Here is a 16,081-nt window from a genome sequence, read left to right as displayed (position 1 = left end):
TTTGCCGGCGAGACGGTCAACAAGGCGTCCAACTATGCCATGCGCATACTGGGCGCTTACGGATATTCGACGGAGTATCCGGTGGCGCGGTTTTACCGTGACACGCCGACCTATTATATGGTGGAGGGGTCGGCCAACATCTGCAAGTGGATCATTGCCCTGGATCAGCTGGGGTACCGCAAGGCCAACCGCTAGGCCGGATCGAAAAATTGTAAATTGAAGGATCGAGGAACATGGCCCGCAGGTTGTTTCTCGATCCTTTTTTTATTTCCCGTTTTGCTTTCCGGTGCTTCTGGCAATCGCTGCCTGGTATCCGCGCACCCAAGCATCGGCGTTGGTCGACCTGGGTTTTCATGCACAGGGAACATTTGGGTGGGAGGAGGCGAAGGGGCGGGGGGAAAAGCAGGGCACCCAATCTGAACAGACGGGTGCCCGCCGAATCTGAAAGACCTTTATTTGGCGGGTCTCAGGTTGACGGCCTGTTTGCCCTGGGCCGTTTCCTTGACTTCGAATTCCACCCGGTCATCGCGTTGCAGGCCAAAATGGCCATATTCCTTAATGCCCGAAACATGCAGGAAAATATCTTCGTTGTCTTGGGTGGTGACAAACCCAAATCGTTTCTTTTCGTCATACCACTTAATGTGACCTTCCATCAGAAGCCTCTCTTTTGTTTGTGTCCTGGCGCAAATCCGAGGATTAAACCCTTTAAGGCGTTCACCGGCACGTTCGCGGTGAACCCACTGGTTTTTTCTCCGACGCTCCCGGCGAACGGCCTGTCACGCTGGCCGAGGCCTGCCGGGTCGAATTTAATTAAACCCTATCATAGGTCATTTTCCAGTGGATTGCACGTGGTTTTCCTGACAGACTGCCGATAGACTTGCCATTTCGCATCAGGCCAGGTTGGGATGGCATCCATACAATTTCCTTGACGTAACAACGGCTTGTGCTATTCTTTTTACAAGCGTCTGATCGTTGATGGCTCCCCGATTTTTATTTCTGCCGCGCGATGCGTAAGGCGATTCCCGTCCATTGTTGAACCTCGACAACGAGGGCAATGACACAATGGGGGTGACCCATGGGATGGAAGGAAATGCTGGTCCCCGCGGACGCCGTCCTCGAACGGATACGCCCCGGCATGAGCGTCTTCCTCTCCACCGGGGCGGCGGAACCCCGCACGCTGGTGAAACACCTGATGGCAGCCCACAGCGCCAAGCTGCAGGATCTCGAATTGATCCAGATTGTCAGCTTCGCCGATGCCATATCGCTGAAAAACCTTCAGAGTCAAAAATTTCGATTGAAGACCTTTTTCTCCGGCTGGGTGGCCGACGAAGCGATCACCGCAGGCCATGTGGACCTGATTCCCTGCTACCTGTCACGCATCTCCGAACTCCTGGAAAAGCGCAAGGTCCGGGTGGACATCGTTTTTGTGCAGATTACCCCACCGGACAAGGATGGGTACTGCAGCCTGGGGGTCTCCGTGGATGTCGCCCGGCTGGCCATGGAACAGGCCAATCTCGTGGTGGGAGAGATAAACACCCGGGTGCCGCGCACGTTGGGTGACACGTTTGTTCAGATTTCCGCCTTCGACATGCTGGTGCAATCGGACGAGCCGCCGGTGTATTTTGAACGGTGGTCTGCCGAGCCGGTCTACAATCTGATCGCCGCCAACATCGAACCGCTGATTGAAGATCAAAGCTGTATTGCCTTTTCTATGGGGCCGTTGTTTGAATCTCTCGGTCGCGCACTGGCCGGCAAACAACATCTGGGCGTCCACTCTCCGTTTTTCAGTGACGCATTGATGGATCTGGTGAAAAGCGGCGCGGTCACCAACCGCTGCAAAGAGCTGTTCAGAAGAAAGTCGATCACTTCCTATGCCTGCGGTACAGCGGAACTGTTTCAATGGCTGGACCAGAATCCAGCGGTGGAATTTCAGCCGGTGGACAAGGTCTTCGATCCGCTGAGCATCGGCCGGAATCCTCGTTTTGTAGCCATCATTTCCGCCAGGAGCGCGGACATTACCGGAAGAATCGCCCTGCATACGGGCCTTGGCAATGTGGCGTCCGGACCGGCCGAGGTGCTCGCCTTTCTGAACGGCGCCCAGATCTCGGAAGGGGGTTACACGGTATTCGGGCTGCCCAGCCGCAGCCGCCAGGGTGAGGCCACCATCACCACATCCATCGAGGGATTGAAAAACCGGGTCGATTGCAGAGAGGCTGTGGATTATGTGGTGACTGAATTCGGCGTGGCCAGCCTAAAGGGACTCACGCTCCGGGAACGCGCACAGGCCTTGATTGAAATCGCCCATCCCGATGATCGCGTCGACTTGATCGCCGCGGCAAAGCGAGAAAACATCCTCTATCGGGATCAGATCTACCTGGCGGAAAGCATTCGTTATTTTCCTTCACACATCAACGAGTGCCACCAGTTCAAGGGCGGTGTGGAGATCCGGTTCCGCCCCATCAGGCCTTCGGACGAAGAAGAGATGCGGCGGCTTTTTTACCGGTTTTCCGACGAATCGGTCTACTATCGCTATTTTTCGTCTCTCAAGGCCATGCCGCATACCCGGATGCAGACATACGTCAACGTGGACTGGAGCGATGCGATGTCCATTGTCGGTGTTGCCGGTAAACCCGGTATGGGGGTTGTCGTCGCCGAAGCCCGGTACCTCGTGAATCCGGATGGTCGGCAGGCTGAGATCGCCTTTGTCGTTGACGAGGCCTATCAGAGCCTGGGCATTTCCACCTATCTTTTCAAACTTCTCGTCAGGCTGGCCAAGGAGAGGGGCATCAAGGGCTTCTGGGCTGACGTCCTCGCTTCCAATGCCGCCATGATGAAGGTTTTTCATAAGGGCGGCCTGCCGGTTTTGACGGACATGGAAGACGGTGTCTACCATGTCACCATTCCGTTCGATTGAGTTAACGATAAGGGAGGTGTCCCATGTTTATCAGTAAATTCATGACGAAAGATGTGGTCACCCTGGGCAGAGACTCGGATATCGCCGAGGCGAAACAGCTGATGATCCGCTATCGGATCCGCCACCTCCCGGTGACGCGACCGGACCGCACCCTCATCGGCATCGTCAGCGACCGTGATGTTCGCAGCGCCATGCCGTCGAAGTTCTTTCACGACCACGGGATCGAGGAGATGGAAACCGATAGGCTCACCGGCGTCCTGGTTCAGGAAATAATGACCAAGGATCCCGTTTCCGTGTCTTTGTCCTCAACCATTCAGGATGCGCTGCTGCTGATAGAAAAAACCAGGGTGGGAGCCTTCCCGGTCGTGGATGAGAACCTCAAGGTGGTGGGCATCGTTTCAGACCGGGATCTGTTGAATGCGTTTATCCATGTGATGGGCATCAAGGAGCCGGGCGCACTGTTGGGCATCGTGGTCGATGAGAAAAACGAAGAGATGGAGCATGTCATCCACGCCCTGGTTTCGGAGAACATTTCCTTCGGCTCCATTCTCGTTTACAGAAACTGGAGCCCCGGCAAGCGAGCCGTGTTCCCTTATCTATTTGCCAAGAACGTGGTCAATCTGAAGCAGAAACTGCGCAATATGGGCTACGACGTTCTTGACCCCATCGAATGGTACCTCCATCAGCGGCGCTGACTGACGTGCGGGTTTCGTTCAGCGCTGTCAGATGTCCAGCCAGATGTCGGCCTCGCCGCCGCAGTGGCTGCAGACGGCATGCCCTTCGGTTGTGCCCGCACGCTTGGCCACGACACGAGGTGTTGCCTTGGCTGTTTTCCCCTCCTCCAGGGAGCAGGTGATCTCCATTTCGGCTTCATTGCCGCAGTTTTTACACGCGCACACCTGTTTGAATTTCTTCTCCGCCATGGGATCTCCTCCTGATCATCCGATTTTCAGTTCAGAATACGCTTCATGGGCCACCGAAGACATTTATGCCTCGATCAGGCCAGATCGAAGCGGTCAAGGTTCATTACCTTGTTCCAGGCCGCCACGAAGTCGGTCACGAACTTCATCTGGGCATCCTCACTGGCATAGACTTCCGCCAAGGCCCGCAGTTGGGAGTTAGAACCGAAGATGAGGTCGACGCGGGTGCCGGTCCACTTGAGCTTGCCACTGGCGCGATCACGCCCTTCGAACACCTCTTCGTCTTTCGAGGTGGCCTTCCACGTCGTGCGCGTATCGAGCAGATTCACGAAGAAGTCATTGGTGAGCGTTTCCGGCCGACTGGTGAAGACGCCGTGCGGGGACTGTCCGAAGTTGGCATTCAGGACGCGCATGCCCCCAACGAGAACCGTCATCTCGGGAGCGGTCAGCGTCAGCAGTTGCGCCCGATCGACCAGCAGTTCCTCTGCCGATACGCTGTATTTGGTTTTGAGGTAGTTTCGGAATCCGTCTGCAGCCGGTTTGAGAACGGCGAATGACACCGCGTCGGTCTGCTCCGGGGTGGCATCCGTGCGTCCCGGCGCGAAGGGAACGGTCACATCGTGGCCGGCACGCTTCGCCGCTTGTTCGACACCCGCACATCCGCCCAGGACAATCAGATCGGCGAGCGAAACCTTCTTCCCCCCTGACTGCGCGCGGTTGAAGGCCTTTTGGATCCCCTCGAGGGTTCCCAGCACCGTCTCAAGCTGCTCGGGCTGGTTGACCTCCCAATCCTTCTGCGGCGCGAGACGGATGCGTGATCCGTTCGCACCGCCGCGCATGTCGGAGCCACGAAAGGTGGATGCCGAGGCCCAAGCCGTCGAGATCAGTTGGGAAACAGAAAGGCCTGAAGCAAGGATCTTGCCCTTGAGATCTGTGATGTCCTGTGCGCCAATCAATTCATGATCGACTGGCGGCACCGGGTCTTGCCAGATCAGCTCCTCTGCCGGGACCTCAGGGCCGAGATAGCGCGAACGGGGGCCCATGTCGCGGTGTGTCAACTTGAACCACGCCCTGGCGAAGGCGTCCGCGAACGACTCGGGGTTCTGCAGGTAGCGCCGCGAGATTGGCTCGTAGATGGGGTCGAACTTCAGTGAGAGGTCCGCCGTGGTCATCATCGGCCGGTGTTTCTTAGACGGGTCGTGCGCGTCAACCACCATGTCCTCTTCGGCCACGTCCTTGGCCAGCCACTGATTCGCGCCGGCCGGGCTTTTGACCAGCTCCCACTCATATTTGAACAGCACGGTCAGATAGCCCATGTCCCATTTGGTCGGGTTCGGCTTCCAGGCGCCCTCGATGCCGCTGCCGATTGTATCGCCGCCTTTGCCGCTGCGGAAGCTGCTCTTCCAGCCGAGTCCCTGCTCCTCGATGCCGGCCGCTTCGGGTTCGGGCCCCACATGGGACGCAGGGCCGGCGCCATGGCATTTGCCGAAGGTGTGCCCGCCGGCGACCAGGGCGACGGTCTCTTCGTCGTTCATGGCCATGCGCGCAAAAGTCTCTCGGACGTCACGGCCTGAGGCGATCGGATCCGGGTTCCCGTTCGGCCCTTCCGGGTTGACGTAGATCAGGCCCATCTGCACGGCGGCAAGCGGGTTCTCGAGATCACGGTCACCGGAGTAGCGCTTGTCGCCAAGCCACTCGGCCTCAGAACCCCAATAAATGTCCTCTTCCGGCTCCCAGACGTCCTCGCGCCCGCCGCCGAAGCCGAAGGTCTTGAAGCCCATCGACTCCAATGCACAGTTGCCGGCGAGGATCATCAGGTCGGCCCAGGAGATTTTCCTGCCGTATTTCTGCTTGATCGGCCAAAGCAGACGGCGCGCCTTGTCGAGGTTCACATTGTCGGGCCAACTGTTGAGGGGCGCCAGGCGTTGGGAGCCGGACCCCGCGCCCCCGCGGCCGTCGCCCATGCGGTAGGTGCCGGCGCTGTGCCATGCCATCCGGATGAAGAGCCCCCCGTAGTGACCGTAATCGGCCGGCCACCAGTCCTGCGAGTCGGTCATCAGCGCATAGAGGTCCTTCTTCAGGGCATCGAGGTCGAGACGCTTAAACGCTTCAGCATAGTTGAACGCCGCGTCCATCGGATTGGACAAAGGGGAATGCTGGTGCAAAAGGGTGAGCTTCAACTGGTTCGGCCACCAATCACGGTTCGACGTGCCGCCCCCTGCAGTGGGTTTGGGAGCGCCACCCGTTACCGGGCACTTGCTATCCATATTCATAAAATTTCCTCCTGTTTGGTATGGTTTTTGGGTAAGGTCCGGGTTAGATGGCCCATGTTGCTTCCTGCCGATTGACCTTGATTCAAGCAGCTGGATCCATAATTGCCAGTCATCCAAAGGGAACGTGCCTGGCCTGGACATCCCTTTTGGGCATGGCTGACCGGCAAGGGACCGCCTGCGGGGCCAGCTGCAGGCTCGACGGCAACTATAGGAATGAAACCTAAAGGATAATAATTATCGAATAAATGATTTCCACTAAGAAGTCAACTGCAAATTCGCCGAACCGCGCAGGCGTTGGCGCATATCGAAAACCATCAAACGTGGTTTCGCAACTGGAGATCCACCGGGTGGGGACGCAAGTAGGTCTGTTCGGCCAGATAGGGCTGGTTGTATTTGCGTACGAAGTGGTTCAGCAGCGTCACGGGAACGATCAACGGCATGTTGCAGTTGCGGTAATCATTAATGAGTTCAAGGACTTCTTTCTTCTCGTCTGCGGAAAGCTGCTTTTTGAAGTAGCCTAAGATGTGCATCAGCACGTTGGTGTGTTTGCTGATCGTTGCCCTCAGACCCAGGGTATCCAGCAGCAGGCCTTCATATTGGTCGTAGAGGTCGGAACCCTGCAGTCTTTTACCGGCAGCCACCAGCTGCCCCATCTCCCGGTAATTTTTGGGACTGTGGGCCATGAGCAGCAACTTCTCCCGAGTATGGAACGCCACCAGACTGCCCATGGTCTTTTTTTTCTCCAAAACCTGCCGCCATCGTTTCAGGGCAAACACCTGTTCGATAAAGTTTTCCCGCAGGACCGGGTCGTGAAGCCGCCCCTCTTCCTCAACGGGAATGCGCGGAAAGCGATCGGTGAAGGCGGCGGCAAACAAGCCCCGGCCGCTTTTCACTGGCTGGCCTTTTTCATTATATACTTTGACGCGGTGGAGGCCGCTGCTGGGGGAATCCTTTTTAAAAATGAAGCCGCAGAGGTCTTCCTTCGCCAATCCGTCCAGCCGGCCGGCGGCCCAGGAAAGCATTTTTTCGGTGTGGTCGATGCTGGTTTTGTTGGTTACCAGACGGGGTCTGTTCACATCACCCACCAGACGCATGGCCTCTCTGGGAATTCCCAGACCGCATTCACTTTCTGGACAAACGGGGACAAAATCGAAAAATAGCCCCAGGGTCTGGGTTATGTAACGGTTGTGTTTGTGTCCGCCGTCGAAGCGAACCTTTTCTCCCAACAGGCAGGCGCTGACGCCGATCTTGATTGATGATGTCATAGGAGAGCCTCTGGTTTGCGGGTAACCGCCGCTGTCTGATCGAACCTAGCACGCGTCGAATTAAGGAAAAACACCAAACGTGATCCTATTCAGGCGACTCACCCGAACCGATAAGCGGCAGTTCTTTGTCGGCCTTGAAAACTACCAGATACCGAACCGCGTCGGGCTTGTCATCGATCCTGCATCGCCGGCACAGCTCTTTGACCAGGGGCGTGCCACGCTCCTCATGTGTTTTGGTCAGGTGAAGGCGAATACCCTTGTATCCGAAGCCCTCTTCGCGGAACAGGTAGGCGGCGTGGGGGTTGGATTGAAGATTGCTGTGGGACAGCCTGTCGCGCATGATGAAGGCCAGCGAGCCGTCATCCATCACATGGGGTCGCGCATAAATGGCAGCGTTGACCCGACCCCCATCGTCCGCCGTTGAAAGTACACCCGTTCCCTTGGTTTCCTCAAAATAAGTTTTCAGATTCATCGACATCTCCTAACTTAAATTTTTGTGAGTTGTCTGCCCACGATCTACCCCATGGGCCATTCTTGCGCTTCAGCCAGATAAATCACCATGGTAAAAATCACCGGGGCGGGCCTTGAATAGCGATAGGCGACACTGGCAGCCGGCGCCCATCACTCGATGCAGCTGATTTCATACCCCAGACGGCATAAACCGGATCTGAAAAAGGTAACTCAGCGGCATATTTGTCATCCCGCGGTCGCGGCAGGCCGCGCATGGAATAAGTCCCTAAATTGTCAAAAGCACCGCTTCTCAAAAAGTACTCCATGACCAGCCCGACGCGCTCAAATTCGTGGATACATTCCCAAATGCGGACCACTTTGGTCGGGAACCAGCGGTTGGAGAAAGTGACGGCAAAAACGCCGCCGGGCTTGAGCACGCGTGCCACATCGGCGAATACGGCCAGGGGCCGCGTCAAGTATTCCACGGAAACAGTGCTGATGGCAACATCGAAAGAATCGCTGCCATAGGGCAGGACCGGATCTGCATTCAGGTCATGCACCTCAACGTCTGTCAACTGCATGTTCTGCTCCAGCTCAGTGCGGTTCATGCCCAACCCGCTGAGCCTGGCCGGTTTTATCCCTTTGGGAAGGTGAGAAACCCAGCTGCTCATTAGATCCAGTACCTGCATGTCATCTTTGACGAACCGTTTGTATAGGTCAGCGACCATCTCCCGAGCGGTTTCGTCCAGATGATGCACCAGTCGGGGGGTCCCGTAGAAGCGGCTGTCCGCTTGTTCATCCTGCCGGATAAACGGGGCATCGCTGAAAAAATCCGTAGGCATACCCTGCCAGCGGGCCTGCATGCCGGGGCCCTCGGTGAGTTGGCCCACCCAGTCCACACTGCTGCCGCCGCGCTCGCCATCTTTAGTGGATACCTGGCCGATGGTCATGGAAAGCGCAAGTGGATGCGGTGCAAGGGGGTGGGCGGCATCAACCGCCATGTGGCCGTTGTTAACCCCCACACAACGAAAGGGTTGCATGTTCTGGGGAAACACACCGGGCAGACCGCTGATGCGACCTTTGGGATAAAAACGGCCGTTTTGGGGTTGCATCGAGAACTGCTTGCGGTCAATATTCAATATTCCAGTGCTATTTCCGTACAGCTCGCCCGGTGAAAAGCCGACGCAAACCTGCTCCCATGAATGTTTGCCCATCAGCGACCGCCTTACGCTGTCAGGAAGCCAGTCCCGCCACAGGTTGACGCCCCGGGCAGCATAGCACTCACTGTGCGAGGCGTGCTGGCTGTCCCATTTAAGTTGAAAAACAATATCGGCAACACTGTTTAAATCAATTGCGTTCATTTTTCCCTCCACACGGTTGAGGTGCATGCCAAGTCGCATGGACAAATCTAAACATGCACACGCCCGTGAGCCATGTGAAGCGGTTAACAGGTGAGTGGGGGGTAAAACCTATTCAGACCGAACTTTCCTTGCAGCTTGCCGCGGGGAGGATTCAATCGATGCGTGGCTGTTGCTCTCCCTCGACGCCCCGGCGCATTGAGCCCTTACGAAATTGAAATCAGGTAACTTCTGAGGTTGGTCTGGCTGTTGCTCAACCCAAATTTCCTGCGCAGGTTTTTACGGTGAAAATGAACCGTGGTCTCCGAAACATTTAAAATGTCGGCAATCTCCTTGCTCGCCTTGCCGTCTTTGACCAGGGATGCCACCTGTATTTCCTGAGGTGTCAAGATAATGCTGGCATTGGCCAGTTTTTGCATCATCGGAGAAATGATGTCGTGCAGGTGGGAATCGATGATGTCGACCACCGTCTTGTCTTTGGGCTTCAGTTCGACGCGCTTGAGCTTCTCCAGGTAGGGAAGCACCATCTCTTTAACGTTGGTGATGACTTTTTGCTCCAGGTCGGACTTGTCCCCTTCGCGTTGTTTCAGCAGGACCCTTAGCGCTATATTGGCCTCCTCCAGTTCCACTTTCTGTTGGGTCAACTGCAATTGGCTTTTTCGCAGGGCCTCTTCTGAAAGTTTTAAGGCTGTGATCTCTTCATGGCTGACAACTACCCGCAGCGGGCCGTCTCCGGACATTCGGATGGCTCGCAGGTAGTACCAGTGAGGGCCGTCAGGGCCGTGGCAGGGATAATCGTAGAGAAATTCATCCACATGTCCACTGATCACGTCGCTTATTCCGCTGGCCACCGCCTGCGCATGGGTGGCATCTTCACCATTGGCTGCATCGCAAACGGCTAAATAGTTGACTCCGATGGCGTCATATCTCTCGGGCATTCCGCTTTTTACCGCGAAGTCCCGCCAGGCGCGGTTTGTATCTAGAATGACCCCGTTTTTGTCAATGATAGCAATGTGGGCGGAGAGCGAGTCCAGCACCGTACGGGCTTCTTCGCTGGAATAGCAAAGAGGTGTCGGACTGGTTCCAGATCGAACATTTTTGTCGTTCATCGTTAGCCCCATAGTTCGTAAGCGCAAAGAAGGAAGGAACAGTTGGAAATTTAGCATATAAGTCCAAAGAGGGCAATGTTGTTCGCAAAGGGCCTCTATCCGTCAATCATCGGATATCTGTCGCCTTCAGGCCGATTTATTGCTTGACGACAATGCCGGCAACCCGATAGAGTTCTCGTCGGAGTGCCTACACTTTTCATCTCCTACGCAACCATTCTTTCCTCTTTCCGTCCCGCGGTTTTAGGACATCAACCGGGAGGAACCAGATGAAACACGTCATTATCGGCAACGGCATCGCCGGGGTGTCTGGGGCCGAGGCCATTCGAATGCAGGATGCGACCGCAGATATCACCATCATCGGTGACGAGACGTTCCCACCTTACAGCCGCCCCATGATCAGCCAGGTGTTGGACGGTTCCCAGCCGCATGGCAGACTTCCCATCCGCTCCGACCATTTTTACGACGATCTGAAAATCATTGCCTTGCTCGGGCAGCGGGCCGACAGCATTGATGTGGATAACCGGCAAGTGCTGCTGGCCGATGGTACGCGGGTCGATTTCGAACGCCTGCTGATCGCCGCCGGTGCCGATGCCCGGCCCCTGAAAGCGGAAGGGTTGGGTCTGAAAAATATCTTTTACATGCGAACCCAGGAGCACGTGAAACAGCAGCTGTCAGCTCTCGAGGGCGCCCGCAGGGCCGTCGTTCTCGGCGGCGGCCTGGTGGGATTCAAAGCCGCCTACGGGCTGCTCAAGCGTGGGCTGGGTGTCACCATGCTGATTGCCTCGGAATACCCACTTTCCATGCAGGTGGATGAAACCGCCGGCCGGATGATTCTGAATGAATTGGTTGGCGCGGGCTTGATTGTGGAAGTGGGTGTCACTGTGTGCGCATTCGAGGGCAACGGGTCGGTCCAGGCGGCCGTCACCGATGCCGGTACCCGCCTTCCCTGCGACATGGTGATCATCGGCAAGGGGGTGCTGCCGTGCCGGACCTTTATCCCCAAAGGACAGATTGAGGTGGATCTGGGTGTGGTGGTGGACGAACACCTGCAGACCCGCGTGCCGGGCATATATGCTGCCGGCGACGTGGCCGAAATGGTGGACATCGCCAGGGGCTGCCGATGGGTCAACGCCCTGTGGCCGGAAGCAGCCGGTCAGGGGCGGGTGGCCGGCCTGAACATGGCCGGCCGGTCGGTGGCCTATCCCGGCAGCCTGAGCCGCAATGTGATGCGTGTCTTTGACCTGGATGTGCTCACCGTAGGCAACGCCAACCCTCGGGGAGATGGTGATTACCGGATTGTGCAGACCAGTGGTGCCGCTGAAAAATACTACCGGCGCCTGGTGATCAGAGACGATGTCCTGGTGGGGGCTGTGATGATCAACGGCATCGAACAGGGGGGTGTACTGCGGTCGCTGATTGAGAATCGAATCCCCATCCGCTTGCCTCCCGAGAGCCTCATCGCATCCGGATTCAACTTCGGCCGGCTGCTCCATTGAAGCATGCTTAAGCGCACCCCAAAAGGAGCGCGTTTATTTTCTTGTGCGCACAAGAATCGAACCAGAACGCCCCATCGACGTCCGATTTCAAATAAGGAGGAAACATGAAGCAAGTCGTTGTCCACCCAAAACGCTGTGTGGGCTGCATGCAGTGCATGCTGGCCTGCGCGACGGCCCACTCGCGCAGCCTGACACTGGTTGCCGCCGTGCAGGAGACGCCTCAGCCCAAACCGAGGATCCACGTGGGATCAGGCCGCTTCAACGAAGGCTTTCCCAACCGCTGCCGCCACTGCGATCCGGCTCCGTGCCAGATGGCCTGCCTGGCCGGTGCCATCTATCGACGCGACAGTGTCGGGACTGTAATGATCAACCCGGACCGGTGCATCAACTGCGCTTCCTGCGCCATGGCCTGTCCATATGGGGTCATCCGTTTCCATGAAGACCCCCTGGGTCCGTCCGGGCATGCCATCGCCGTGAAGTGCGACAACTGCAGTGCCCGGGTGGCTAAAGGCCTGATCCCTGCGTGCGTTGAGATTTGCAAAGCCGGGGCACTGACCTATGAGGAGATGGATGCTGCCATGCGGCGACAAACCCGGGCCGTGGCCCGCAGCATGTCAACGGACGTGGATCAGCCGGCCATGCCTGCCGGCGTGGCCTTGCTCAAATCCATCAAACAATCTGAAATCGTGCTCAGCGGCAGCTGAAGAGAAATCAAGGAGGACGCCATGTTTGATCCCAGAGAAAGTTTGTCGGTTACCCAGGATGGGGATCGGCTTTTCGCAAAAGCGCAGCAGGACGGTGTCGAAACGGTGTGGGCGCGCCACGAGGCCCAGCAGCCCCAGTGCGGCTTCTGCGAGATGGGCCTTTCCTGCCGCATCTGCATCATGGGACCATGCCGGGTGGATCCGTTCGGTGAGGGGCCCCAGACTGGTGTCTGCGGCGCCGATGCCGACATCATCGTGGCCCGCAACCTGTGCCGCATGATCGCCGCAGGTGCCGCCTCCCACTCCGACCACGGGCGTGATTTGGTGGAGGTGCTGGCCGGTGTAGCCGACGGCAGCGCCATCGGCTACAAGATCCGCGACGAAGCCAAGCTCAGGCGATTGGCCCAGGAGTACGGCGTCACCACCCAGAACAAAAAGCCGTTGACCATCGCCGGTGAACTGGCCCAGGCCATGATGGAAGACTACGGTATGCGCCAGAAGGCGGTGAAGATGGTCACCCGTGCGCCCAAAAAGCGGCGCCAGGTGTGGGATAAGTTCGGCCTGACCCCCCGGGGAATCGACCGTGAAACTTCGGAAATGATGCATCGTACCCACATGGGGGTGGACAACAACTGGCAGAGCCTGCTGCTGCAAGCCATGCGCAACGCCCTGTCCGACGGCTGGGGCGGCTCCATGATCGCCACTGAAGTCTCAGATATCCTTTTCGGCGTGCCCACCCCGCGCCCCACCATGGTCAATGCCGGCGTCTTGAAGGCCGACCAGGTCAACATCGTGGTTCACGGACACAACCCGGTGGTGTCGGAGATGGTCTCCAAAGCCTGCCTGTCACAGGATCTTATTGCCCTGGCCAAAGCCAAGGGTGCCATGGGGATCAATCTGGTGGGGGTCTGCTGTACAGGCAACGAACTGCTCATGCGCCGGGGCATCGCCATGGCGGGCAACCACCTGATGACCGAACTGATCCTCTCCACCGGCGCCGTTGACATGATGATTGTGGATTACCAGTGTATCATGCCCTCGCTGGGCAAGGTGGCCGCCAGCTACCATACGCGCATGGTCAGCACCAGCGACAAGGCCAGGTTCCCCCATATGGCGCACCAGGAATTTCACCCGCACAACGCCGAGAAAAAAGCCCTGGAAGTTGTCCGCGCGGCGGTTGAAAACTACGCCAACCGTGGTCCTGTTTTCATCCCGGTGGCGCCCCAGGAGGCCGTTGGCGGATTTTCGGTGGAAGCCATTATAGGTGCGCTGGGCGGTACGCCGGCGCCGCTGATCGATGCCATCAAGGCGGGAAAAATTCGTGGCGCCGTGGGCATCGTGGGATGCAACAACCCCAAGATCAAGCACGATTACGGTCATGTGACCCTGACCCGGCGGCTCATCGAAAATGATATCCTCGTGGTGGACACGGGCTGTGTGGCCGTGGCCACCGCCAAGGCCGGATTCAAGGTGCCGGCGGCAGCCGCCATGGCCGGGCCGGGCCTCCGGGCGGTCTGCAGCGCCCTGAGCATCCCTCCGGTGCTGCATATGGGCAGCTGCGTCGACAACGTGCGCATCCTGGTGCTGGTGTCGGCGCTGGCCGATGCCCTGGGCGTGGATATCTGCGATCTGCCCGTGGCTGGTTCGGCGCCGGAGTGGTATTCGGAAAAGGCGGTGACCATCGGCACCTATTTCGTGGCCTCGGGTGTCACCACCCATCTGGGCCCCATGCCGCCCATCACCGGCAGCATGAATGTGGTCAACCTGCTCACGTCCGGCCTCAAGGAGGTGGTGGGGGCCACATTCGCCGTGGAGCCCGACCCGGAAAAGGCAGCTCTCTTCCTGCGCCGGACCATCGAAGGTAAGCGCAGGGCCTTGGGGCTGGATGCGCGCAGCGTGGAATAAAATTCAATCCAAGGCTATGCATCTTCAATTGAGCGACGAATAAAGCGCTGTTGGCCGGGAGCCAGTGTTCATACTCGATTGATCGTGTTTAGGAAAACATTCGATGTCGTATTTCCGCGTTATTGCGCTGACCGCGCTGACCATGATTGCATTTGCGGGCAATTCACTGCTCTGCCGGGTTGCCCTCAAACACACCCGCATCGATGCCGCCAGCTTCACCACGATTCGATTGATCTCCGGAGCGGTGATGCTTTGGCTGGTCGTGCGAGTGCGTCACGGCAAAGGTACCGGCAATGGCAACTGGCTGTCTGCGTTTGGGTTGTTTGCTTATGCGGCCGGCTTCTCATTTGCCTACTTGAGCTTGACTGCGGCAACCGGCGCGCTGCTGCTCTTTGGCGCTGTTCAGGCAACGATGATCGGTCATGGCATTTGGTCCGGGGAACGGTTGCTGCGAATGCAGGCCGTCGGTCTGGTGCTCGCTCTTGGAGGACTGGTGGGTCTTTTGATGCCGGGCCTTTCTGCGCCGCCCTTGGCAGGCTCTGTTTTGATGTTGAGCGCCGGGGTTGCATGGGGCGTCTATTCTCTTCGCGGGAGAGGTGCTGGCGATCCCACCAAAGTCACGGCGGGGAATTTCCTGCGTGCTGTCCCCATCTCGGCGGCCTTGAGCCTTTTGATGTATCGCGGCGCCTCCCTGGACAGTGCGGGGTTTGGGTACGCGGTTTCCTCGGGTGCACTGGCATCCGGAATAGGGTACGCCCTTTGGTACACCGTATTGCCTGCGTTAAAAGCAACCAGCGCGGCGACAGTACAACTCAGCGTTCCGGTCATCGCGGCAATGGGTGGTATCGTGTTCCTCGGTGAATCGATAACCACGCGCCTGGTGTTGGCTTCCGCAGCCATACTTGGGGGAATCGCGCTGGTAATTCTGGAAAGATCAAATGCGCAGCATAGCCGATGAGTCGCGCTATGCTGCGGACATCGCCACCGTCCTGACCCTTTAACCGCCTGGTACCCGACCTGTTGCCATCGAACATCTGCGCATCGCGCAGCCCTTGCGGCAGGTTGACTGGAACCGCACCCATGCCGCACGCCTACCGAACATACCCCTGCCCGCCCTGAGGAGCAACGTCCCCAAGTACGGAACCGACCCCTGACTGGTTGTGCCCCCGACCGGAAGTTAAGTGTCTTGACTCATTGCCTGTTGATCACATTGGACTTGATATTTCCCGGGCAGCTGGCGATAAGATGACTGACACTCAGAAAGGGGGGCCGCATGGTTATCTTGTTATCGCTGCTGGCAGGTGCCGGATTGCTGGCGGTACTGCTGGTCGTTTTTTACAACCGGCTGGTTCGTCTGCGCAACATGGTCCGGGAGGGCTGGAGCGGCATTGAGGTGCAGCTCAAACGCCGCACCAACCTGATTCCCAACCTGGTTGAAACCGTCAGGGGGTATATGCGACACGAGGGGGACCTGTTGGAAAAAGTGACCCAATTACGCTCGCAGAGTCTCAAAACAGGGGATATTTCACAAAAACAGCAGGTGGAAAGTGCCCTGACCGGCGGACTGGCTCGTCTGTTTGCCGTGGCTGAAGGCTACCCCGAACTGAAGGCCAACCAGAATTTTCAGGATCTTCAAGGGCAGCTGGCGGATATTGAAGACCAGATTCAATTGGCCCGGCGCTACTAC

At 57.7% G+C, this 16,081-nt stretch carries 15 protein-coding genes; 8 read left to right on the top strand and 7 right to left on the bottom strand.

Annotated features, from left to right (window positions below):
* On the top strand, window positions 1-195 hold a 195-nt coding region (locus R6V78_RS19240; RefSeq protein ID WP_410290995.1), incomplete at its 5' end, for an acyl-CoA dehydrogenase family protein.
* 257 nt (window positions 196-452) lie between these two features.
* On the opposite strand, the gene R6V78_RS19235 is transcribed toward R6V78_RS19240, so the two are convergent.
* Window positions 453-653 carry a cold-shock protein gene (locus R6V78_RS19235; protein WP_410291010.1) on the bottom strand — a complete coding sequence of 67 codons (201 nt, stop codon included), beginning with the start codon at window positions 651-653 and terminating at the stop codon, window positions 453-455.
* A gap of 422 nt (window positions 654-1,075) precedes the next feature.
* Here R6V78_RS19235 and R6V78_RS19230 point away from each other — a divergent pair, with 422 nt between their 5' ends.
* Window positions 1,076-2,914, top strand: a complete 1,839-nt coding sequence (locus R6V78_RS19230) for a GNAT family N-acetyltransferase (RefSeq protein WP_410291009.1) — start codon at window positions 1,076-1,078, stop codon at window positions 2,912-2,914.
* Window positions 2,915-2,937: 23 nt separating this feature from the next.
* The gene (locus tag R6V78_RS19225; RefSeq protein WP_410291008.1) at window positions 2,938-3,609 is read left to right on the top strand and encodes a CBS domain-containing protein; all 672 of its coding nucleotides are present in this window, start codon (window positions 2,938-2,940) and stop codon (window positions 3,607-3,609) included.
* Between the two features lie 27 nt (window positions 3,610-3,636).
* Here R6V78_RS19225 and R6V78_RS19220 read toward each other — a convergent pair whose 3' ends face one another.
* The 6 genes from R6V78_RS19220 to R6V78_RS19195 form a co-directional block, all read right to left on the bottom strand.
* Window positions 3,637-3,837: a hypothetical protein gene (locus tag R6V78_RS19220; RefSeq protein ID WP_410291007.1), complete on the bottom strand. Its 201-nt coding sequence runs from the start codon at window positions 3,835-3,837 to the stop codon at window positions 3,637-3,639.
* Between the two features lie 74 nt (window positions 3,838-3,911).
* Window positions 3,912-6,107 carry a catalase/peroxidase HPI gene (katG, locus tag R6V78_RS19215; protein WP_410291006.1) on the bottom strand — a complete coding sequence of 732 codons (2,196 nt, stop codon included), beginning with the start codon at window positions 6,105-6,107 and terminating at the stop codon, window positions 3,912-3,914.
* Window positions 6,108-6,421: 314 nt separating this feature from the next.
* The gene (locus R6V78_RS19210; protein ID WP_410291005.1) at window positions 6,422-7,372 is read right to left on the bottom strand and encodes a YbgA family protein; all 951 of its coding nucleotides are present in this window, start codon (window positions 7,370-7,372) and stop codon (window positions 6,422-6,424) included.
* Between the two features lie 85 nt (window positions 7,373-7,457).
* Window positions 7,458-7,844 carry a pyridoxamine 5'-phosphate oxidase family protein gene (locus tag R6V78_RS19205; RefSeq protein ID WP_410291004.1) on the bottom strand — a complete coding sequence of 129 codons (387 nt, stop codon included), beginning with the start codon at window positions 7,842-7,844 and terminating at the stop codon, window positions 7,458-7,460.
* 97 nt (window positions 7,845-7,941) lie between these two features.
* Complete coding sequence (locus R6V78_RS19200) at window positions 7,942-9,183, bottom strand: class I SAM-dependent methyltransferase (protein WP_410291003.1); 1,242 nt, start codon at window positions 9,181-9,183, stop codon at window positions 7,942-7,944.
* Window positions 9,184-9,386: 203 nt separating this feature from the next.
* Window positions 9,387-10,289, bottom strand: a complete 903-nt coding sequence (locus tag R6V78_RS19195) for a LuxR C-terminal-related transcriptional regulator (protein WP_410291002.1) — start codon at window positions 10,287-10,289, stop codon at window positions 9,387-9,389.
* 266 nt (window positions 10,290-10,555) lie between these two features.
* Here R6V78_RS19195 and R6V78_RS19190 point away from each other — a divergent pair, with 266 nt between their 5' ends.
* The 5 genes from R6V78_RS19190 to R6V78_RS19170 all read left to right on the top strand — a co-directional run.
* On the top strand, window positions 10,556-11,785 hold the full coding sequence (locus R6V78_RS19190; protein WP_410291001.1) for an NAD(P)/FAD-dependent oxidoreductase: 1,230 nt from the start codon (window positions 10,556-10,558) through the stop codon (window positions 11,783-11,785).
* A 104-nt stretch (window positions 11,786-11,889) separates the two neighbouring features.
* Window positions 11,890-12,489, top strand: a complete 600-nt coding sequence (locus R6V78_RS19185) for a 4Fe-4S dicluster domain-containing protein (protein WP_410291000.1) — start codon at window positions 11,890-11,892, stop codon at window positions 12,487-12,489.
* Window positions 12,490-12,510: 21 nt separating this feature from the next.
* On the top strand, window positions 12,511-14,394 hold the full coding sequence (gene cooS / locus R6V78_RS19180; protein ID WP_410290999.1) for an anaerobic carbon-monoxide dehydrogenase catalytic subunit: 1,884 nt from the start codon (window positions 12,511-12,513) through the stop codon (window positions 14,392-14,394).
* A gap of 103 nt (window positions 14,395-14,497) precedes the next feature.
* Entirely contained in the window at window positions 14,498-15,352 is an 855-nt protein-coding gene (locus R6V78_RS19175) for a DMT family transporter (protein WP_410290998.1), read from the top strand.
* A gap of 315 nt (window positions 15,353-15,667) precedes the next feature.
* Window positions 15,668-16,081 (top strand): LemA family protein (locus R6V78_RS19170; protein ID WP_410290997.1); only part of this gene is annotated, 414 nt, incomplete at its 3' end.

This window comes from Desulfosarcina sp., from assembly GCF_046496365.1.
In the GTDB taxonomy this organism is placed as follows: domain Bacteria; phylum Desulfobacterota; class Desulfobacteria; order Desulfobacterales; family Desulfosarcinaceae; genus Desulfosarcina.
Note: the sequence above shows the minus strand (reverse complement) of the source record. Positions and strands in the feature narration are given on the sequence as shown.